16 protein-coding genes are annotated in these 19,519 nt (G+C 72.2%); 7 read left to right on the top strand and 9 right to left on the bottom strand.

Annotation, left to right across the window (positions count from 1 at the left end):
- Positions 1-14: 14 nt before the first annotated feature.
- On the bottom strand, positions 15-2,441 hold the full coding sequence (locus ACWCPF_RS09390) for an ABC transporter family substrate-binding protein (RefSeq protein ID WP_451044385.1): 2,427 nt from the start codon (positions 2,439-2,441) through the stop codon (positions 15-17).
- Between the two features lie 273 nt (positions 2,442-2,714).
- On the opposite strand from ACWCPF_RS09390, the gene ACWCPF_RS09385 reads away from it, so the two are divergent.
- Genes ACWCPF_RS09385 through ACWCPF_RS09370 form a run of 4 tightly spaced genes read left to right on the top strand, consistent with a single transcriptional unit; the run spans position 2,715 to position 6,618 of the window.
- On the top strand, positions 2,715-3,005 hold the full coding sequence (locus tag ACWCPF_RS09385) for a hypothetical protein (RefSeq protein WP_451044384.1): 291 nt from the start codon (positions 2,715-2,717) through the stop codon (positions 3,003-3,005).
- An 18-nt stretch (positions 3,006-3,023) separates the two neighbouring features.
- Positions 3,024-3,857 carry a hypothetical protein gene (locus ACWCPF_RS09380; RefSeq protein WP_451044383.1) on the top strand — a complete coding sequence of 278 codons (834 nt, stop codon included), beginning with the start codon at positions 3,024-3,026 and terminating at the stop codon, positions 3,855-3,857.
- A 35-nt stretch (positions 3,858-3,892) separates the two neighbouring features.
- Positions 3,893-5,851, top strand: coding sequence for a fumarate reductase/succinate dehydrogenase flavoprotein subunit (locus tag ACWCPF_RS09375; RefSeq protein WP_451044382.1), 1,959 nt, complete (start codon positions 3,893-3,895; stop codon positions 5,849-5,851).
- Positions 5,848-6,618: a succinate dehydrogenase/fumarate reductase iron-sulfur subunit gene (locus ACWCPF_RS09370; RefSeq protein ID WP_451044381.1), complete on the top strand. Its 771-nt coding sequence runs from the start codon at positions 5,848-5,850 to the stop codon at positions 6,616-6,618. The genes ACWCPF_RS09375 and ACWCPF_RS09370 overlap by 4 nt, the downstream gene beginning before the upstream one ends.
- Here the strand turns inward: ACWCPF_RS09370 and ACWCPF_RS09365 are convergent.
- Together ACWCPF_RS09365 and ACWCPF_RS09360 are read right to left on the bottom strand one after the other, a co-directional pair.
- Positions 6,599-6,955, bottom strand: a complete 357-nt coding sequence (locus ACWCPF_RS09365; RefSeq protein ID WP_451044380.1) for a hypothetical protein — start codon at positions 6,953-6,955, stop codon at positions 6,599-6,601. The genes ACWCPF_RS09370 and ACWCPF_RS09365 overlap by 20 nt on opposite strands.
- A 145-nt stretch (positions 6,956-7,100) precedes the next feature.
- Positions 7,101-8,276, bottom strand: a complete 1,176-nt coding sequence (locus tag ACWCPF_RS09360; protein WP_451044379.1) for a hypothetical protein — start codon at positions 8,274-8,276, stop codon at positions 7,101-7,103.
- Positions 8,277-8,487: 211 nt separating this feature from the next.
- On the opposite strand from ACWCPF_RS09360, the gene ACWCPF_RS09355 reads away from it, so the two are divergent.
- Positions 8,488-9,945, top strand: a complete 1,458-nt coding sequence (locus ACWCPF_RS09355) for a hypothetical protein (RefSeq protein WP_451044378.1) — start codon at positions 8,488-8,490, stop codon at positions 9,943-9,945.
- Between the two features lie 7 nt (positions 9,946-9,952).
- On the opposite strand, the gene ACWCPF_RS09350 is transcribed toward ACWCPF_RS09355, so the two are convergent.
- The 6 genes from ACWCPF_RS09350 to ACWCPF_RS09325 form a co-directional block, all read right to left on the bottom strand.
- A complete protein-coding gene (locus tag ACWCPF_RS09350; protein ID WP_451044377.1) occupies positions 9,953-12,754 on the bottom strand; it encodes a SpoIIE family protein phosphatase in 2,802 nt (933 codons plus the stop codon).
- A 271-nt stretch (positions 12,755-13,025) separates the two neighbouring features.
- On the bottom strand, positions 13,026-13,433 hold the full coding sequence (locus ACWCPF_RS09345) for an ATP-binding protein (RefSeq protein WP_451044376.1): 408 nt from the start codon (positions 13,431-13,433) through the stop codon (positions 13,026-13,028).
- Between the two features lie 193 nt (positions 13,434-13,626).
- Positions 13,627-14,037, bottom strand: a complete 411-nt coding sequence (locus ACWCPF_RS09340; RefSeq protein ID WP_451044375.1) for a (deoxy)nucleoside triphosphate pyrophosphohydrolase — start codon at positions 14,035-14,037, stop codon at positions 13,627-13,629.
- 73 nt (positions 14,038-14,110) lie between these two features.
- Positions 14,111-14,389 carry an SPOR domain-containing protein gene (locus ACWCPF_RS09335; protein WP_451044374.1) on the bottom strand — a complete coding sequence of 93 codons (279 nt, stop codon included), beginning with the start codon at positions 14,387-14,389 and terminating at the stop codon, positions 14,111-14,113.
- A 415-nt stretch (positions 14,390-14,804) separates the two neighbouring features.
- A complete protein-coding gene (locus ACWCPF_RS09330; RefSeq protein ID WP_451044373.1) occupies positions 14,805-15,557 on the bottom strand; it encodes a GntR family transcriptional regulator in 753 nt (250 codons plus the stop codon).
- Positions 15,558-15,715: 158 nt separating this feature from the next.
- A complete protein-coding gene (locus ACWCPF_RS09325; RefSeq protein WP_451044372.1) occupies positions 15,716-17,020 on the bottom strand; it encodes a DUF4190 domain-containing protein in 1,305 nt (434 codons plus the stop codon).
- A 190-nt stretch (positions 17,021-17,210) separates the two neighbouring features.
- Here ACWCPF_RS09325 and ACWCPF_RS09320 point away from each other — a divergent pair, with 190 nt between their 5' ends.
- Together ACWCPF_RS09320 and ACWCPF_RS09315 are read left to right on the top strand one after the other, a co-directional pair.
- Complete coding sequence (locus tag ACWCPF_RS09320; RefSeq protein ID WP_451044371.1) at positions 17,211-18,392, top strand: serpin family protein; 1,182 nt, start codon at positions 17,211-17,213, stop codon at positions 18,390-18,392.
- Positions 18,393-18,445: 53 nt separating this feature from the next.
- Positions 18,446-19,354 (top strand): squalene/phytoene synthase family protein, encoded by a 909-nt coding sequence (locus ACWCPF_RS09315; protein WP_451044370.1) that lies wholly within the window; start codon positions 18,446-18,448, stop codon positions 19,352-19,354.
- Positions 19,355-19,519: the final 165 nt, after the last annotated feature.

Here is a 19,519-nt window from a genome sequence, read left to right as displayed (position 1 = left end):
TCGGCCGGTTCCGCTCAGTCCTCGGAAGGCTTCTCGGAGGACTTCGCAGAGGACTTCACGGAGGGATTCGCGGACGGATTCAGGGAGGAGCCGACGGAGGACTTCGGGGCGGGGGTCGCGGCGCCCTTCGCGCCGCTCGCGCCCTTCTTCAGGAAGCCCATGTCCTCGTAGACGGGGGTCTCGAAGCCGAAGGCGCCCACGTTCGCCACGTTCTTGCGGACGGCCGTGAGCTGGGGCCGCTGGTAGAGCGGAATCGATCCGGCCGCCGCCCAGATCCGGGAGTCGGCCTTGCGCAGCAGGGACCGCGCCTCGCTCGCGTCCAGGGTGCCGATCGCCTGGTCGAAGAGCTGGTCGACCTGGTCGGTGCCGACCCGCGTGTAGTTCTGCTCGACGCTGAGCGAGCCGTCGGCGGCCGGGACGGGCTTGGCGTAGATCGGCCGGGCGTCGGTGGCGGGGAAGGCGGACGACGGCCAGGAGTAGAGGGCGAGGTCGTACTGGCCGGAGGCGATGTGGTCCTTGAAGTAGCTCTCGTCGGAGACCTTGGTGATCTCCGTGCCGATGCCGACCTTGGCCAGCATCTTCGTGATCCGTGCGGCGACCACCGCCAGGGACTCCGAGCCGGGGCCGGACGGCAGCACGAACCGCAGGTTCAGCGCCTTGCCGTCCTTGGCCAGCGCCTTCGCCGGAGCCACGGCGGGCGCGGCGGAGCCGCCCGCCCCGGGCGTCGCGTCCGGGGCCGCGGTGCCCTTCGGGGCGTAGGCGCCGGGGGCCCCGCCCCGGTGCGGCTGCTGGTACTGCTTGCCGTCCGGGGCGAGCTGCCGGCCGCCGTGCTCGCTCTTGTGCGCGCTGTTCTGCGCGCTCTCGCCCTTGGCCGCGGTGTGCTTCTCCTCGCGGCCGGTCTCGGCCGGCGCCTTGTCGTCCTCGCCGACGATGTACGTGCCGTCGTCGCCGTCCGCGGAGTCGTCGTCGGAGTCGTCGTCGGAGTCGTCGTCGGCCTTCTTGCCCGCCGGGCCGGCCGCCTTGCCGCCCTTCTCCTTGACCGGGCCGCCGGCCACCCAGCCCGCGTCCGCGAGGAGCGCCTGCGCCTCGGAGGTGTCCTGGCCGCCGAGCGCCCCGCTGTTGTCGGCGTAGACGTCCTGTCCGGCCAGGGCCAGATGGCTGCCCACGGGCTGGGCGGGCAGCCCCAGCGGCTTCAGCACCAGGCGGGCCAGCTCCTTGCGGTCCAGCGCCCTGGCCACGGCGCGGCGCACCCGTTCGTCCGCGAGCGGTCCCTCCGCGCCGTTCAGGGCCAGCTGGGTGTAGGCCGGCTCCAGCGATCTGCGCACCTCGAAGCCGCGCAGCGCTTTTTGCTGCTGCTCCCACTGTGCGATCGCGCTGCGCAGCTTCGTGCGGGCCTCGTCCTCGCCGTCGGGCGCGTTCTCGTCGTCGGCCGTGTCCTCGTCGTCCTCGTCGTCCTCGTCGTCCGCGGTGTCCTCGGCGGCGCGGTGGGCGAGTGCCCAGGAGCGCAGCGCCTTCGCCGCGGTGCGCCCGGAACCGGGGCCGGCCAGCGGTCCGGCGGTGCCGTTCGCGGCGCCGTCGATGCGCTGGGCCGCGACCGGGTCGACCTCGGCGAGATCGATCTTCCCGGCGGCCAGCGCGGACGCCCGCTCGTCCCTGGGGACGGCCGTCAGCACGAGCTCGGAGAGCTTGGCCGGACGTCCCCACCAGCGCGGGCTGCGGGTGAGGCGCACCTCTTTCGTCTTGCGGTCGGTCTCCTTCACGAGGAACGGCCCGGCGGTCACCGTCAGCTTGCGCCGCGCCCCGTCGTTGAAGGCGTCGGGCGTGCCCATGACGGTCTTCGGGTACAGCGGGGAGAACAGCGACCGCCAGTCGGTGTAGCGCCGGCTGAAGGTGACCCGGACCTCCAGGTCGTTGTCGCCGCGCTCGATCTTCTCGATGCGGTCGTAGCCGGCGTTGCGGGCGGTCCAGTACGCGGTGTCCTTGCCCGCCAGCGCGCGCCACTGGGCGGCGAAGTCGGCGGCGCCGATCTCGCGGCCGTCGCTCCAGACGGCCTGCTGGTTCAGCTTGTACAGCACGACCTGCTTGGGCTCGGTGTCGACGACCTTCGCGGACTCCAGGTAGTCGGCGTCGCGCTGCGGCCGTCCGTTGGCGTCGATGCGGTACATCGTGGGCAGCACGGCCTGGGCGACCCGGGTCGTGGTGGCGTCGGCGTCCGCCTGGAAGGTGTTGAAGGTCTCCGGCACCGCGTCCACCGCCCAGCGCAGGGTGCCGCCCTCGGCGACCCGGGCGCGGGCGGCCGGGGCGATGTCCTGACGGGCCAGCGGCTTGCCGGCCTCGTCGGCGGAGCCGCAGCCGGCCAGCAGGGGCACCGCGAGCGCACCCGCGGTGAGGAAGGCGACCGAGCGCAGTACCGCGCGCGGACCGACGCCGTCGTGGGACATCTCTGGTACCTCCGGTGACGCGGGTGCGTTTTGATCACGTTTGGCGGTATTTTGGAGTTGATCAGATCTACGGCTCTCTGAAGAGGAACTGAAGACGAAAGGATTCGCCTGCCGAGAGCGACACGGCGGCGGGCGCGTCCAACGCCACCCGTGCGGCGCAACGCTCCCGCCAATCGCTGCACACGCCTTCACATTCACCGGTGTGACGCGCAACACTCGCAGGCGCATGAACGTTGCCGTCCAGGGCACCGCCCACGGAAGCGAGGTCATGTCATGTCCGTGCACGACGACCTGACAACGGTCCAGCGCTGTCTCGACGACCTCTACCGGTCCGTCGGGCGCCTGGAAGAAAAGCTCGGCCCAGGCGGGCTGGAGATGCGCCGGGTCAGCACCGACGCCGCTCATCTCAAGGAGAGCGTCGCCCTGCTGCGCGAGGTCGCTGACCAACCCCACGCACCGCGCAAGCCCGAGCTGGTCACCATCCCCGACACCCCGTACGACGACTCCCTGTGGATCGACACCGACGACGAGGGACTCGGCGCCCGGGACCGACACGCACCCTGACCCGACCGGAGTCCTGAGTTGGCCACTGGTACGGAACCTCCACTCACCGACCCCCATCCCCGAAGCGGCGTACGCGGCGCCGGCCGCGCCGCGATCGCCGCGCCCCATCTGCGGACCGACCGCTGGTGGCTGGCCCCCGCCGCCACCGCCGCCGGTCTGCTGGCGTTCATCGTCTACTCGACCTGGCGGGCCTTCGCGAACGCGGACTACTACGCGGCGCCGTACGTCTCGCCGTTCTACTCGCCGTGTCTGGCGGAGAACTGCGAGACGATGCGCCACGGCCCCAACGCGGACCTCTTAGGGGGCTGGTGGGGCCTCTCCCCCGCGATCATCATCCTGATCTTCCCGCTCGGCTTCCGCCTGACCTGCTACTACTACCGCAAGGCCTACTACCGGGGCTTCTGGGCCTCGCCCCCGGCCTGCGCGGTGGCCGAGCCGCACGCGAAGTACACCGGTGAGACGCGCTTCCCGCTGATCCTGCAGAACATCCACCGGTACTTCTTCTACGCCGCGCTCGTGGTCGCCGGGATCCTGACGTACGACACCGTGCTCTCGTTCCGCGACGAGCACTACGAGTGGGGCCACATGGGCCTGGGCACCCTGGTCTTCCTGCTCAACATCACGCTGATCTGGGCGTACACGCTCTCCTGCCACTCCTGCCGGCACATCGTCGGCGGCAAGCTGAAGCACTTCTCCAAACACCCCGTGCGCTACGGGGCCTGGCAGTTCGTCGGGAAGCTGAACGCCCGTCACATGGGGCTCGCCTGGGCGTCGCTGGTGAGCGTGGCCCTCGCCGACTTCTACGTGTACCTGGTCGCGTCCGGTGTCTTCGACGATCCGAGGTTTTTCTAGATGCGCGACACGCGCGAGACGAGTGGGGCCTTCTGATGTCCGTGGTCGACCGCCAGGAGTGGGACGTCGTCGTGGTCGGCGCGGGAGGCGCCGGGCTGCGTGCCGCCATCGAGGCCCGGGAGCACGGCGCCCGCACGGCCGTCATCTGCAAGTCGCTGTTCGGCAAGGCGCACACCGTGATGGCCGAGGGCGGCATCGCGGCGGCGATGGCCAACGCCAACGAGCACGACAACTGGCAGGTCCACTTCCGCGACACCCTGCGCGGCGGCAAGTTCCTCAACCAGTGGCGGATGGCCGAGCTGCACGCCCAGGAGGCCCCGGACCGGGTGTGGGAGCTGGAGACCTGGGGCGCGCTGTTCGACCGCACCAAGGACGGCCGTATCTCCCAGCGCAACTTCGGCGGCCACGAGTACCCGCGCCTCGCCCACGTCGGCGACCGCACGGGCCTGGAGCTGATCCGCACGCTCCAGCAGAAGATCGTCTCCCTCCAGCAGGAGGACTTCCGCGAGACGGGCGACTACGAGTCCCGGCTGAAGGTCTTCCAGGAGTGCACGGTCACCCGGATCCTGAAGGACGGCAGCAGGGTCTCCGGCGTCTTCGCCTACGAGCGCGAGACGGGCCGCTTCTTCGTGCTCCAGGCCCCCTCCGTGGTGATCGCGACCGGCGGCATCGGCAAGTCCTTCAAGGTCACGTCGAACTCCTGGGAGTACACGGGCGACGGCCACGCCCTCGCCCTCCTGGCCGGCGCGCCCCTGCTGAACATGGAGTTCGTGCAGTTCCACCCGACGGGCATGGTCTGGCCGCCGTCGGTGAAGGGCATCCTCGTCACGGAGTCCGTGCGCGGCGACGGCGGGGTGCTGCGCAACTCCGAGGGCAAGCGGTTCATGTTCGACTACGTCCCGGACGTCTTCAAGGAGAAGTACGCCGAGTCCGAGGAGGAGGGCGACCGCTGGTACGAGGACCCGGACCACAACCGGCGTCCCCCCGAGCTGCTCCCCCGTGACGAGGTGGCGCGCGCCATCAACTCCGAGGTGAAGGCGGGCCGCGGCTCCCCGCACGGCGGAGTCTTCCTCGACGTGTCGACGCGGATGCCGGCCGAGCGGATCAAGCGCCGGCTCCCCTCGATGTACCACCAGTTCAAGGAGCTGGCGGACGTCGACATCACCGCGGAGGCCATGGAGGTCGGGCCGACCTGCCACTACGTGATGGGCGGCATCGCCGTCGACTCCGACACGGCCGCCGCCCGCGGGGTGCCGGGGCTCTTCGCGGCCGGCGAGGTGGCCGGCGGCATGCACGGCTCCAACCGGCTCGGCGGCAACTCGCTGTCCGACCTGCTGGTCTTCGGCCGCCGGGCCGGACTGCACGCGGCCCGGCACACGGCGGACCTCGCGGGAACCCGCCCCGCGGTGGACGACGCGCAGATCGACGCGGCGGCCGCGGAGGCGCTGCGCCCGTTCTCCGCCGAGGGCTCCACAGCGGGCTCCACGGAGGGCGAGGAGCCCGCCAGGCGACCGCCGGAGAACCCGTACACCCTCCACCAGGAACTCCAGCAGACCATGAACGACCTGGTCGGCATCATCCGCCGGGAGGGCGAGATGGAGCACGCCCTGGAGAAGCTGGCCGAACTGCGGGTCCGGGCGCGGCGGGCGGGCGTCGAGGGCCACCGCCAGTTCAACCCGGGCTGGCACCTCGCCCTCGACCTGCGCAACATGCTCCTGGTCAGCGAGTGCGTGGCCCGGGCCGCCCTGGAACGCACGGAGTCCCGCGGCGGACACACCCGCGAGGACCACCCGACGATGGACCGCGGCTGGCGCAACGTCAACCTGCTGTGCGCGCTCGTCGACGCGACCGGCGGCCTGGCGGCGACGGACCCCGTCCGCGGCCAGATCGCCCTCACCCGCGAGACCACCGAACCCATCCGCCCCGACCTGCTCGCCCTTTTCGAGAAGGAGGAGCTGGTCAAGTACCTCACCGAAGAGGAGCTGTACAAGTGAGCAGCTACGAGGCCCGCTTCCGGGTCTGGCGGGGCGACGTCGACGGCGGCGGGCTGAAGGACTTCGGGGTCGAGGTCAACGACGGCGAGGTGGTGCTGGACATCATCCACCGTCTCCAGTCCACTCAGGCCCCCGATCTCGCCGTCCGCTGGAACTGCAAGGCGGGCAAGTGCGGTTCGTGTTCGGCGGAGATCAACGGGCGGCCCCGGCTGCTGTGCATGACCCGCATGTCGGTGTTCGACCGGGCGGAGACGATCACCGTCACTCCCCTGCGCGCCTTCCCGGTGATCCGCGATCTCGTCACGGACGTCGGCTTCAACTACCAGAAGGCCAGGGAGGTCCCGTCGTTCGTGCCGCCGGAGGGGGTCGGGCCCGGCGAGTACCGGATGTTCCAGGAGGACGTGGACCGTCCGCAGGAGTTCCGCAAGTGCATCGAGTGCTTCCTGTGCCAGGACACCTGCCATGTCGTCCGCGACCACGAGGAGAACAAGCCGGCGTTCGCGGGCCCGCGCTTCCTGATGCGGGTCGCCGAGCTCGACATGCATCCGCTGGACGGGGCCGAGGAGTCCGGCCTGGACCGCAAACGCACCGCCCAGGACGAACACGGCCTCGGCTACTGCAACATCACCAAGTGCTGCACGGAGGTCTGCCCCGAGGGCATCAAGATCACGGACAATGCGCTGATCCCCTTGAAGGAGCGAGCGGTCGACCGCAAGTACGACCCGCTGGTCTGGCTGGGATCGAAGATCAGGAGGCGGTCGTCGTAGGGGGCGGGGGCAGTGGGGGCAGCGGGGGCAGCGGGGGCGTTGCATGGACGGAGCGCTGGGCGAGCATCTGGACGCCGAGTCCGGCGAAGTTGACGGCCATTCCGGCGAGCGGGATGAAGTAGTTCACCGCCGAGGGGGCGGAGGCCAACGGGCCCAGAAACATGAAGAGGCTCAGGCCCAGGGCGCTCATCAGGGTGCCGATGCCCCACAGCTTCGGCCGCAGCACCCGCCTGCGGCCGAACGGCGGCACCCACTCCCGCGTCACCGCCGCGAGGCCGCCCACCGCCATGCCCGTCACACAGACGACGGCCGTCGCCATCAGACTCCAATGCAGCATGCGCCGATGATCGCACCCGGGCAAGGACAAGGGGAGGGGCGGCTGCGGTTCGGCAGCGCCCTGAAGGGGCGCGGGGAACTGCGCGACCAGCCCCGACGGCGCCGCAGCGGAACGACGGCGCATCGCGGCACTTCCAGCGGAGCGCTTAGCGGACCCAGCCCTTCTCGTACGACGTCCAGTCGGTTTCCGTCGCTGTGAAGTCGACGTAGGCCGCGACGCCGAAGTTCTCGCGGTCGGCGTCGGTGCGGGACAGCCCCAGCCGGACGCCCCGGACGGCGGCGGCGACCGTCTCGGCGTGCGCCCAGTGGCCGAACCGGTTCTCGCGGTAGAAGGGCAGGCCCATCAGCAGGTCGGTGCCGGGCGGGGTGACCTCCAGGGCGAGGGAGGTCTGCTGGGCGACGTAACCGCCGTACGTGCCCTCCAGCGGCTGAATGGTGTCGTACGACATCACGGCGATCTGGTCGACGCGGCGGGCGACCTGGCCGAAGAACTTCTGCGACCACCACTTGGGGTGGCCGGTGGTCGCGCCCCAGAAGGAGTGGAAGCCGGGCACCGGGTCGATCTGGTGGGCGGCGACGGAGAGCTGGGCGTCGTGGGCGCGGGTGACGGCGCGCAGGGCGTCCAGGAGCGTGAGGTAGTCGGCGTCGTCGGAGTGCAGGGGCTCCAGGTCGAAGTGCGCGCCCTGGAAGCCGACGGCGAGGATCTCCTGCGTCGACCGGACGACGGCCGCGCGGGTCGCCGCCCGCTCCAGCCGCATGCCGTTCGGGCTCTCGCTGGCGAGGACGTCGCCGAGCCAGGCCTGGACGCGCAGCTGCGGCGCTTCCCGGTGGACGGCGGCTATGAACCAACGCGCGTTGGCGTACGCGGACTCGGGCAGCGTGCCGTCGTGCTCCAGCGGGCCCGCGTGGACGTACAGGTCCCGCATCCCGGTGTCCCGCAGCCGGTCGGCCAGCGCCTTGACGTCGGCGTCCTTCTTCCGGCCGTCCACCCAGGCGTGGCCCAGCCAGATGGCGTCCTTGCCGCGGGTGTACGTGCCGTCGGCCGGGTCGCCCAGGTAGTTCACCCGCAGGGCGGTCAGGGCGACGAGCACCGGCACGAGGAGGAGCAGGACGAGACCGAGGGCGACGCGGAGCAGCAGCCGACGCCGGCGACGAGGCCTGCGCGGAGCGGCTGCCGCCGCCTCGGCCGCATCGTCGGTTGCGTCATGGGGCGCGTCGTCGACTGCGGGTGACGTCTCCCCCTCGGCCGCCCCCTCGGCCGCCGCCTCGGCCGCCGCCTCCGCTCCTGCTTCCGTTCCCGGCTGTCCTCCCGCGCGTTCCACCGCGGTTCCCCCTCCCGTGTTGTTCCGCACCACCTGCCCCGTCTCGGGTGCATCCCGGTCGCGTGGCCGTATTCGCGGCCATACGCTCCCAAATGTGACCTCTTCCTTGCTCCGAGGCCGGCCGCGGCGTTCCGCATCGCAGATATCCGTGCGGGTGGCGCATGCCGTGCTGGGCGGTGCGGTCGGGGTCGTGTGGCTGGTGTTGCCAGGGATGACGTCCGACACCGACGCTCCGGTTGCGATCAAGGAGCCGACGCCCGCCGCGAGCGCCGCCGTGGCCCAGGAGGACGAGAGGTCCACGGTCGATCTGGTGCTGCCGCTGGCCGCCGTCGCGGCGGCGGGCGCGGTCGCCGGATACGGGTACATACGCCGGGTCCGGCGCACCCGCGACCGGACGACCCCGGGCGGGGCCGGCAGCCCACCGCCGCGGACGGCGTCGTCGCCGCTCGCCGCCCCCGACGAACAGGCGTCCGCGGCGCTGGTCGCCGCCGACAACCGGCTGCGGGCGGCGCGCGCCGAACTCGGCTTCGCCGAGGCGCTGTTCGGCGCGGAGGCCGTGACGGCGTTCCGCCGGGCCGTCCGCGAGGCGGAGAACGAACTCGCGGCGGCCTTCCGGATGCGGCAGCGCTACGACGAGGGGGTGCCGGCGGAGGCGGCGGCGCGGGGGCATGCGCTCGCCGGGATCGTCGGGCGGTGCGAGGAGGCGGAACGGCGGCTGGACGCCGTGGCCGACGACTTCCGGCGGCTGCGCGCACTGGAACACGGGGGGTTGGGCGAGGCTCTGGGGGTCGCCGAGGGCCGCTTCCGGGAGCTGGCGGGGCGGGCGGGGGCCTCGGAAGCCGTCCTCGCCGGGCTCCGGGCCCGGTACGCGCCCACCGCCACCGACTCGGTGACCGGAAACGTCGAACAGGCCAAGGACCGGCTGGTGTTCGCCACGGCCCTGCTGAACGAGGCCCGCCAGTCTGCCGACTCGGGGCGACCCGAGCGGGCGGCCCGGCGCCTGCGGGCGGCGGAGGGCGCGGTCGACCAGGCGGCCGTCCTCGTCGAGGGAGTCGACCGGCTGGCCGCGGAGTCGCACACGGCGGAAGAGACGGTGCCGGCCGCGCTCACGGGCGCGGAGTCGGAGCTCGCCTGGATCCGGGAAGGGAAAGCGGCGCCCGGGGTTGCCGGGCTACCGCCCCCGGGCGAGCTGCACTCGCGGCTGGCGCATGCCGATGCCGTGCTCGCGTCCGTGCGGCAGGAGTTGACCGGCGGGCAGCTCCATGACCCGGTCGCGGTGCTGCGGCGGATCGTGCGGGCGACCGCGCCGGTCGCCTCGGGGCGGGCCGGGGTGTTGCCGGCCGCCGCGCTGCTCACCGCCCGTGTCGCCGTCGCCGCCGCGGCCGACTTCGTCGCGACGCACCGCGGTGCGGTGGGGGCCGCCGCACGCACCCGGCTGGCGGAGGCGGAACGGCTGCTCGCCACGGGGGACCCGGCGGACCGCCCGCGCGCCGACGCGCTCGCCCTGGAGGCACGGGAACTGGCCGAACTCGACGTACGAGCACACGGCAACCCGTACGCGGGCCCCGGCCCAGCGGGGTCCGCCGGCGCCATCCTCGGCGGCATCGTCCCGGCCGAGACCCCCGACACCGGGACACCGGCCGGCTTCGGCGGACCGGCTCCTGGGTGATCGGGGGTCAGAACAGGCTCAGCAGGGCCTCTGCGGGGTCTGTCAGGCCTGTTTCGCCGTCGGGGAGGGGGAGTTCGAACCACACCGTCTTGCCGCGGGGGGTGCGGCGTGAGCCCCAGGCGGCGGAGAGGAGGCCGACGAGCTGGAGGCCGCGGCCGCCCTCGTCGGTGTCCCGGGCGCGGCGGCGGCGCGGCTGGACCAGGCCGGAGTCCCAGACCTCGCAGACCAGCGTGCGGTCCAGCAGCAGCCGGAGTCTGATCTCGCCCTCGCCGTACCGCAGGGCGTTCGTGACCAGCTCGCTGACCAGCAGTTCCGTCGTGTCGACCAGGGGTTCCAGGTCCCAGGCCAGCAGCTGCCGCCGTGCGTGCTCTCTCGCCCGGCCCACGCTGCGCGGCTCGCGCGGCAGGGTCCAGTCGCCGACCGAGTCGGCGGGCAGGCCCTGGACGCGGGCCATCAGCAGGGCGAGGTCGTCCTCGCCGTGGTGGGTGTCGAGGGTGTTCAGGACGTGGTCGCAGACGTCCTCCAGCGGGCTGGAGGGGTCCGTCAGCGCCGCGACGAACGCGTTGAGGCCCTCGTCCAGCGGGTGGTCGCGCGATTCGACGAGTCCGTCCGTGTAGAGCGCCAGCAGCGCGCCCTCGGGGAGTTCGACCTCCACCTCCTCGAAGGGCTCGCCGCCCACGCCGAGCGGCATGCCCGGCGGCACGTCCAGCATCAGGGCGGGCTCGCCGGGTTCGACGAGGACCGGCGGCAGATGGCCCGCGTTGGCGAAGGTGCAGCGCCGGGTCACCGAGTCGTAGACCGCGTACACGCACGTGGCGAGATACACCTCGGACAGATCGGCCTCGCGGGGGCGGCGGGCGGCGCGGGTGGCCTGCTGGACGCCGCCGGGGGTGCCGAGTCCGCGCGCGATCTCGTCCAACGCGGAGAGGACCTCGGCGGGTTCGAGGTCCAGCAGCGCCAGCGTGCGCACGGCGGTGCGCAGTTCGCCCATGGCGACGGCGGCGCGCAGCCCGCGGCCCATGACGTCGCCGACCACCAACGCGGTCCGGTGCCCGGGCAGTTCGATGACGTCGAACCAGTCGCCGCCGACCTCGCTGGGGCGGCCCGTGGAGGCGTTGCCGGGGAGGTAGCGACAGGCGATGTCCAGTCCGGAGGCGACCGGGTCGCCGGGCGGCAGCAGCGACCGCTGCAGTATCAACGCCCGTTCGTGCTCCCGCCGGTACAGCCGCGCGTTGTCGATGCAGACGGCCGCGCGGGCGGCCAGCTCCACGGCCAGATCGCGGTCCCGGTCCCCGAACGGCTCGCTGCCCTTCGTCCGCGAGAACTGCGCGAGGCCGACGACGGTGTCGTGGGCGACCATCGGGACGGCGAGGGTGGACTGCACGAGGCGGCCGCCGTCCTCGCCGGGGATGAGCTGCGGGCGGGCGGTGCGCAGGGCGTCCGCGCAGGGCGAGTTGAACGGGAAGTGGTGGACCGCGCCGACGGCGACGGGCGCGCCGCTGCCGGCGAAGGGGGCGTCGGAGACGGCGGAGGAGAAGGCGACCCGGCGCAGTTCCGCGCTGCCGTCGGCAAGGCCGGGCGGGGTCTCGTCGCCGGCCAAAAGGCCCTGGTAGAGGTCCACGGTGGCGAGGTCGCAGAAGCCGGGCACGACGACGTCGAGGAGCTCGCGCGCGGTCGTCTCCAGGTCGAGGGAGTTCCCTATGCGGGCTCCCGCCTCGTTCAGCAGGGCGAGATTGCGCCGTGCGGCGGCGGCCTCGCGGGCGGCGGCGCGCCGGGCGGTGATGTCGGTGCCGAGCCAGGCGACGCCGATGGGACGGCCGCTGCCGCTGTGCACGCGGTAGAGGTTGATCGACCAGTGGCGGCGCTCGTCGGAGCCCGGCACGAACCCGGTGACGTGCATGTCCGTGATGGAGTCGCCGGTCTGCAGAACCCTGCGCAGGGTCGCGCTGACCCGCTCGGCCTCGGGCCGGGGCAGATAGTCGTGGACGCCCTTGCCCCGGTGGTCGTCGGGGCCGCCGCCGAAGATCGAGGAGAACCGCTGGTTGGCCCGGCGGATCCGCAGGTCGGGGTCGATCAGCAGGAACCCGAACGGGGATTGACCGAAAATGGCCTGCGAGGCGGCGAGGTCGGTCTCGATGCTGCGGAGCGTGCGGACGTCGACGACGATGCACACGGCGGCCTTCTCGCCGTCCAGGGTCTGCGTCGGCATGACGTAGACCTCGGCGAGGCCCTGTTCGCCGCGTCCGCCGCCGGGCACCGGGTCCGGCATCCGGAACGGCACGACGCCGGTCCACTCGCGGCCGTCCAGGATCTCGGCCATCTTGCGCTGGCCGCGTTCGCGCAGGGTCGGCTCGACGAAGGCGTCGATGGGGTCCATGCCGACGGCCTTGTCGGCGGGGATGCCGAAGATCTGCTCGGCGCGCAGACTCCACTGGTCGACGAGGCCGTCGGGGCCGATCGAGAACGAGGCGACCTTGATGTAGTCGTAGATCGAGCCGGGCGGGCTGCTCTGCCACATCGCGTCACCGTGCGCCGCCGCCTCGCCCACGCCGTCACCCAAGGTGTCACCCAGGGTGTCGCTCACACGGTCGGCCGGACTGCCGGTGGGGCTGCCGGTGGCGCGGTCGGCCGGGCTGCCGGTGTGACTGCCGGTCGCGCGGTCGGCCTGGCTGGCGGTCGCGCGGTTGGCCGGGTCGTGCGCGGCATCGGCGGCGAGCACGGCGTCCGCGGCGAGCACGCCAGAACTCTTCGCCCTCGCGCCGCCCGACGGGTCCTCGGACTCCGTGGCCTTCGCTGGTATCTCGCTCACGCGAACCGTCCCCTCCAGCTCACCGCGTCCGGCACCGGTCACCGGCGGCGGCTGCCCGCAGTATCCAGCACTACGGGGCCGCACGACACGGTGTTCACGATCACAGCACGGTCCAGGCGTTTTTTGGCCCGTTCCGCGACAACACTTCCAGTCTTCTAACCAGCGGACACGTCGTCGAATCACACCTTCCGCAACCGGTCGGCGACCAGAACCGGACGGACGACACCGCCGCCCCCGCTGTACACCCGGCTCATCCCCGCGTCACGCGCCGTCAACCCGGCACCGCGAGTTCGAACCACACGGTCTTTCCGGTGTCCCCGGGCCGGGTGCCCCAGCGGCGCGCGGACGAAGCCACCAGTTGCAGCCCGCGTCCGCTCTCGTCCTCGAGCCGGGCGACGCGCTCGCGGGGCGGGTCCGGCAACGGGTCGGAGACCTCGACCAGCAGCACGTCGGCCATGCCCGCGGGGCGGACCAGCCGGACCCCGATGGGACCCGTCGCATGCCGCAACGCATTGGTGACCAGCTCACTGACCAGCAGAGCCGCGACATCGCCCAGACTGTCGAGGCCCCAGCCGCGCAACTGGTCCCGGACGGCGCTGCGGGCGGTGCGCACAGCACCGGGCTCCGCGGGAAACGTCCACTCGGCGCGGCTGCCTTCGGAGTCGATCACGCCGATCACTTCCCAGGCCAGCGAGTAGACCCCATGTCCGATTTCATAGGGTTAATCAGCACATACCCGATATCCACGAGCCAGTACCGCAACGCAGGGCGCACAGTGGCACAAACGGCGTACCGCCGACCCCGCACCGCGATCAACGCGCCCCCGAGGCAAACCGGGGCCGGCCCGCGCGCCCTGGGGGCGACCGGATCGTTCAGCGGGTTTCGCTGGGGAGCCTCGTGAGGGTTTCGCGCACCGCGGGCACGTCCTGCTCCAGCCAGTCGACGTCCCAGATGTGATCCGGGGTGAGCCAGCGCAGCGCGTCGTGGTCCTGGAGGGGTTGGGCGGCGGGGGAACCGGGACGCAGGCGGGCGGTCCATACCTGTAGGACATAGGGCGGCCTGAGGGGCCACTCCCCGGGGACGCGCTCGACGGCCTGCGCCTCGACGCCGAGTTCCTCGCGCAGTTCGCGCACGAGAGCCGCCTCGGGGGCCTCGCCCACCTCGACCTTGCCGCCGGGCAGTTCCCAGCGTCCGGCGAGTTCCGGGGGTGCGCTGCGGCGCGCGGCGAGCAGGCGGCCGCCGTCGAGCAGGGCGGCTCCGACCACCACGATCCGTTCCGTCATGCGCCGGAGCCTACGGGACCGGGAGCCCGGGGGCCGAAAGCCCAGGGGACCCGGAGCCCGGGGACCTGACCCGTCAGTTCCGGGTCCCGTCTGCCCCGTTCTGCACCTGAGCCGGGGCCGGGGCCGGGGCCTGAGGTTGTGTCTGGGACTGGGACTGGGACTGCGCCTGTACCGAGGACTGCCCCTGGCCCACCCGCTCGACCCAGTACAGCTGCTTGTGACCGCGGGCGTCGAGGCTGTCCGCGATCTTCTGGGCCTCGGCCCGGGTCGCGTACCGGCCCACGCGGTACCGATTGCCGTTGTCGTCCTGCCGTATGACGTGCCAAGGCAGAGAGATGGTGCTGTCGTTCATCGCGCCCCACGCCCCCTTCTCGCCCCGGCCCGCCCGGATCCCGTCCGCGGTACGCCTCGCGCCCCGCCTTCCAAGGAAACCGCAATCCGCATATGCCCGAGCGTACGCCTTACCTTTACGCACCGAACACGGCTTTGCACAAAGAGGTACGCAACCAGCCAAGACGCAGGGGGCGCACGGGGCCGAACGCGCCGTGCGCGCGCCGCAACGCGTCCGGTTGGCGGGGTTCTTTGCATGTACCGGGCGACCTGCGAGAACGACCGGAAACGACCGGATCCCGACGGCCCGCGGAGGGGCCCACGACGTGCGGATACCAGGGGCAACTGCCGGAAGGGTGTGCGCCGTCGGAGCGAATGCGCTACCGCCCCTGCCCGCTCCCCCGCCCACCCCGCCCCGCCCGCCCGCTCCGGCGGGGCTACTTCACCGGCAGGTGATAGGCGACCCGGTAGCGGTCCGCCGGGATCACCACGTCGGCCGTCTCGACCGGGCGGCCCGAGGCGTAGTACGTGCGCTGGACGACCAGGACGACATGCCCCGGAACGCCGCCGAGGGCGAGCAGTTCCTCGGCGAGACCGGGACGGGCCCCCACCTCCTCGGTGACGTTGTCGACGATGACGTCGATCGCCCGCATCCGCTCGACGACGCCCATGCCGCCGAGCGGGCCCTCCTCGGGGAGCATGACCGGCGTGCGGCCGGTGACGGCGAGGGGCTCCCACGAGGTGGACAGCATCATCACCTCGCCGGCCTCCCGGAAGACGTACTTCGTGCACATCACCCGGTCGCCCGACTGGATCCCGAGCCGCTCCGCGACCGCGACGCTCGCCTCGGTCTGCTCGCTGTTGGACTCCCAGGTGCCCCGCGTGTGCGCCTCCGCCTGCTCCTGACGGAACGGGGTGGCACCGCTGACGGGGCGATAGCCGGAGCGGGAGATCCGGCGCGGCACGGGCCGCTCACGCACATAGGTCCCCGAACCGGAACGGCCCTCGACCAGCCCCTCCGCCATCAGCACCTTGCGCGCCTCGAGGGCCACGGTGTCGGAGACCCCGTATTCCTCGCGGATTCTCGCCTGGGAGGGGAGGCGGGTGTGCGGTGGCAGCGACCCGTCGGCGATCTTCTTGCGGAGATCACCCGCGACACGCAGATACGCCGGCTGCTCACCGAATGTCACTGGCCACTCCCATCAGGTTGTACAGACAGCTACAGCCTGGCAACCCTGGGTTGTACCGTGCAAGCAAAGGCCAGAGAATCACTCGATGTGATGACAAGTGCCCGGGAAACGCATTAGCCAGGCACTTTCTCACCGCTTTCTCCCCACTGCGGGCGCGATCACACCTCCAGACCGCCGTCGCTGTCGCCCCCGCCCGGGCCGCCGCTCCCGCCGCCGGAGTCCTCGCCGTAGGCGGGCGGCGTGGTGGCCAGACCCAGAGCCTCGCGTGCCGTGACGGTGGAGTCGCCGTCGACGTACGAGTAGGCGGTGTCGTAGTGCCCGTAGAAGCCGTCGGCGTCGGTGGCCTTCGCCGCCGCCGCCCACTCCTTGCTCGCGGCCTGCATGTCCTTCACCAGCGCCCCGACGGGCTCCTTGGCTTCCGCGGACCAGCTGTGCGCACCCAGCACGACCGCCTGCGCGCCGGTCACGTCACCGGTGTCCCCGGCCCAGGTCCGGTTGCCCTCCAGGTCGTCCTCGGCGTAGTCCTGCGGCTCCTCGAAGAGCACGTCGTCGACGGCGGCCATCGCCTTGAGGAAGGCCAACTGGTCGGCGTCCAGGGTCGTCTCGTCGGCGCGCAGCGAGCCGGTCAGGGTCTTGCCCTCGTCCACGTGCGCGAAGACGCAGGTGATCTCGCGGTCGCCCCACTCCCAGCTCTCGGAGGTGGGCGTGAGGTAGTAGACGTCGACCTTGTCGGTCAGCGCCCACGGGTCCATCGCGTAGGCGCTCTCCAGCGTGTAGCACTTGTCGTCGGCCACGTCGGTGACGCGGTCGTCGCCCGGGTAGTCGCTGCCGGACAGCGGGACGGACGCGAACACCTCGGCGTCGTGCACACCGGCGCAGGGCACCTTGTCGACGTCGTAGACGTCCTCGTCGAAGGTCTCGCCCGGCACGTCGAAGCAGTCGCCCTTGGCGAGCGAGAAGCTGGAGTTGGCGCTCGCGCCCTCCTTGAACCCTTCCCAGAACTCGGAGGCGCCGCCCGTGGCCAGCGCCATGACCCACAGCGCGAGTCCGAGGGAGGACAGGATCGAGCCGGCGATCGCCATCCCCTTGCCGCGCTCGCCCCGCTTCTTGATCTGCACCAGCGCGATGATCCCGAGGATCAGGCCGATGGCCGGCAGGAAGCAGAGGATGCCGAGGACGAGGGAGGCGATGGCCACGCCGTTGATCGTCGGGGGCCGCCCGTAGGGGTTGTACGGCTGCCCCCAGGCCGGATAGGGCGCCATCCCGTAGGGAGCCTGCGGGTACGGCCCCGGAGGCCCGTACGGCCCCTGCGGTCCCTGAGGCCCGTACGCCCCCTGAGGCCCCTGCGCTCCTTGGGCGTACGGGTCCTGCGGATACGGGCTTCCCGGGTACGGACTCTGCGGCTGCGGAGGCTGGTACGGGTCCTGGGGCTGGTGGGGCCCGGGAGGCGGGGGTATGGACACGAGTACCGTGCTCCTGGTTCAGACGGTTCAGACGGTTCAGGCAGTTGTCGAGACAGTCTGTCTTCCGGACAGCCGGTCAACTGGTCGTTCACATGCTCGGGTCAGTCTGACAGGGGGCTCTGACAGCTGCACTGAACTGGTGTACGACTGGGCGCATCGTAGGCGTAGGCGCGACACGAGCGGGGATGGAATGGCGGTCACCAAGGCGACGATCCGGGCGGTCAATGCGCTGACCGGCCGATGGGCCGGGGTCGTGGACGAGGGCTCGGTCTTCTCGGCCGCCGGGGTGTGGCCGCTGCTGGCCTTCCTCGCGGACGGGGCGACGGGCCCGGCGCGCGCGGAGCTTGCGGAGGCCCTCGGCGTACCGGCCGGCGAAGCCGCGCCCGCGGCGCGGGAGTTGCTCGCCGCGTTGGCGTCGATGCGCGGTCTCGACAGCGCCCTGGGCCTGTGGACCAAACGCACCCTGGAGCTGCGCGAGGCCTGGGCGGCGGGACTGCCGGCCGAGGCGCACGGCGTGCTGACCGCAGACCCGGTCGCCGACCGGCAGGCCCTGGACGCCTGGGCGGCGAAGCGGACCGGCGGGCTGATCGAGCGGATGCCCGTCGCGTTGACGGACGACACCGAGATGGTGCTGGCGAGCGCGCTGACCCTGCGGACGAAGTGGCTGCGCCCCTTCGACGAGATCCCGCTGTACAGCCCGCACTGGCCCGGCCTGACCGACCCCACGCTGCTCGGTCTGCGGCGCCAGAGCCTCCTGCTGGACCGCATCGGCGTCGCGGACACGCCCGCCGGACACGTCACCGAGCTGAAGGTGTTCGGCACCGACGGCCTCGACGTCCATCTGCTGCTCGGCGAGCAGCAGATGACGCCGGGCCAGGTGCTGGGCGCGGGCGTGGGCCTCCTCGCCGGCCGGCACCCGGTCGTGCCCGGCACGATGCTCCCCTACGGGGACGTCGGTCCCGGCCTGCGCATGGAGAAAGTGCGCTCCATGACGCCCGACCCGCCGACGCTGGACGTCGTGACGCCGGCGTTCGGCGTCACCGCCGACCACGATCTGCTCGCGCGGCACGAACTGTTCGGCCTCACGACCGCCCGGGACACCGACGTGGGCCACTTCCCCGGCATCAGCGCCTCCCCGCTGGCCGTCGGTTCGGCCCGGCAGTCCGCGATGGCCGAGTTCGGCGCGACGGGCTTCCGCGCGTCCGCGGTGACGGCCTTCGCCCTCGCACCGGGTGCGATACCCCAGCTCCGCTGGACCACCACCAGGCTCAGGGCCCGCTTCGACCGTCCCTTCGGCTTCCTCGCCCTGCACCGTCACTCCCGGCTGGTGCTGGCGGCAGGATGGGTCACGGAACCGAAGCCCTTCCACTGACCGGCGGACAGGCCTACCAGCAGTCAGAAGTACGAGCACAGAGGCAGACGGAGTTGCACATGTGGAGACAGAGCCTGGACGCGGCCGGGATCGGGGAGCCGGAGCTGCGCCGCGACTACACCGCCCAGCGGCGACTCGTCGTGCGCTATCGCCGCACGTCCTATCTGGCGGCCGCACTGCTGCTGCCACGGCCCCTGCTGCCGCACGTGGTGGTCGCGACGGCGGTGATGCACCACGGCGACAACCTCCTGGACACCGGCCCGAAGCCGCAACGGATCGCGGCCTGGGCGTCCTGGGAGCAGCAGCTGCGCAAGGCACTGGAGACGGGCGAGTCCGACCACCCGCTGATCCGCGCCCTGCTGCACACCGTCGCCGCTCACCCGCGGCTGCGGCCGGCGCTGGAGGAGTACCTGTCCACGGCCGACACCGACCTGGACTTCCAGGGCTTCACCACCGAGTCCGAGTACCAGGCCTATCTGGACGCCTACTCGCTGCCCGCGTTCCGGCTGGTCGCCGTGCTGCTGGAACCGGAGACCGACGCCGACCGCTACCGGACGCTGTGCCGGACGTTCATCGACGGCAGCCAGCGGCTGGACTTCGTCAACGACCTCGCGGAGGACCTGCGGGAAGGCCACCTCGGCATCCCGACCGAGACCCTGGAACGCTTCTCGGTGACGACGGCGGACCTCACGGCGGGCGTGCGGTCGCCGGCCCTGGGCGCACTGGTGACCCACGAGGTCGAAGCCGCCCGCGCGGATCTGCGAGCGGCCCGCGAACTGCCCGACCTGGTCGCGCCCGCGCACCGAGCCCTGCTGGCCGCGGTGATCGACATCGAGCTGCTGACCGCGGACGCGGCTCTGACCCGCGGAGCCGCCCTCCTGGGCGGCTCCGCGAACCCGCCGCTGCCGGGCACACTGCGCGTACTACGGGACGCCCGCCGCACGGCCCGCGGACGACGCTGAGCGCGACGCCCCGACGAACCCGGCACAGGGTCCGGACGACCCGGCGCCGGTGACCGGATCCGGCCTCCGAAGCCGGCTCCGTATTTCGGCCGAGGCGGCAGCGGCGCCGCCCGCAGGACGGGACCGCGGTGCGGGCCGTCTGCCGTGCGGACCGTCTCGCGGAGC

The sequence above is a fragment of the Streptomyces sp. NPDC001858 genome (assembly GCF_053594615.1).
The sequence above is the reverse complement of the archived record's forward strand: the minus strand, read 5'-3'. Positions and strand labels throughout refer to the sequence as shown.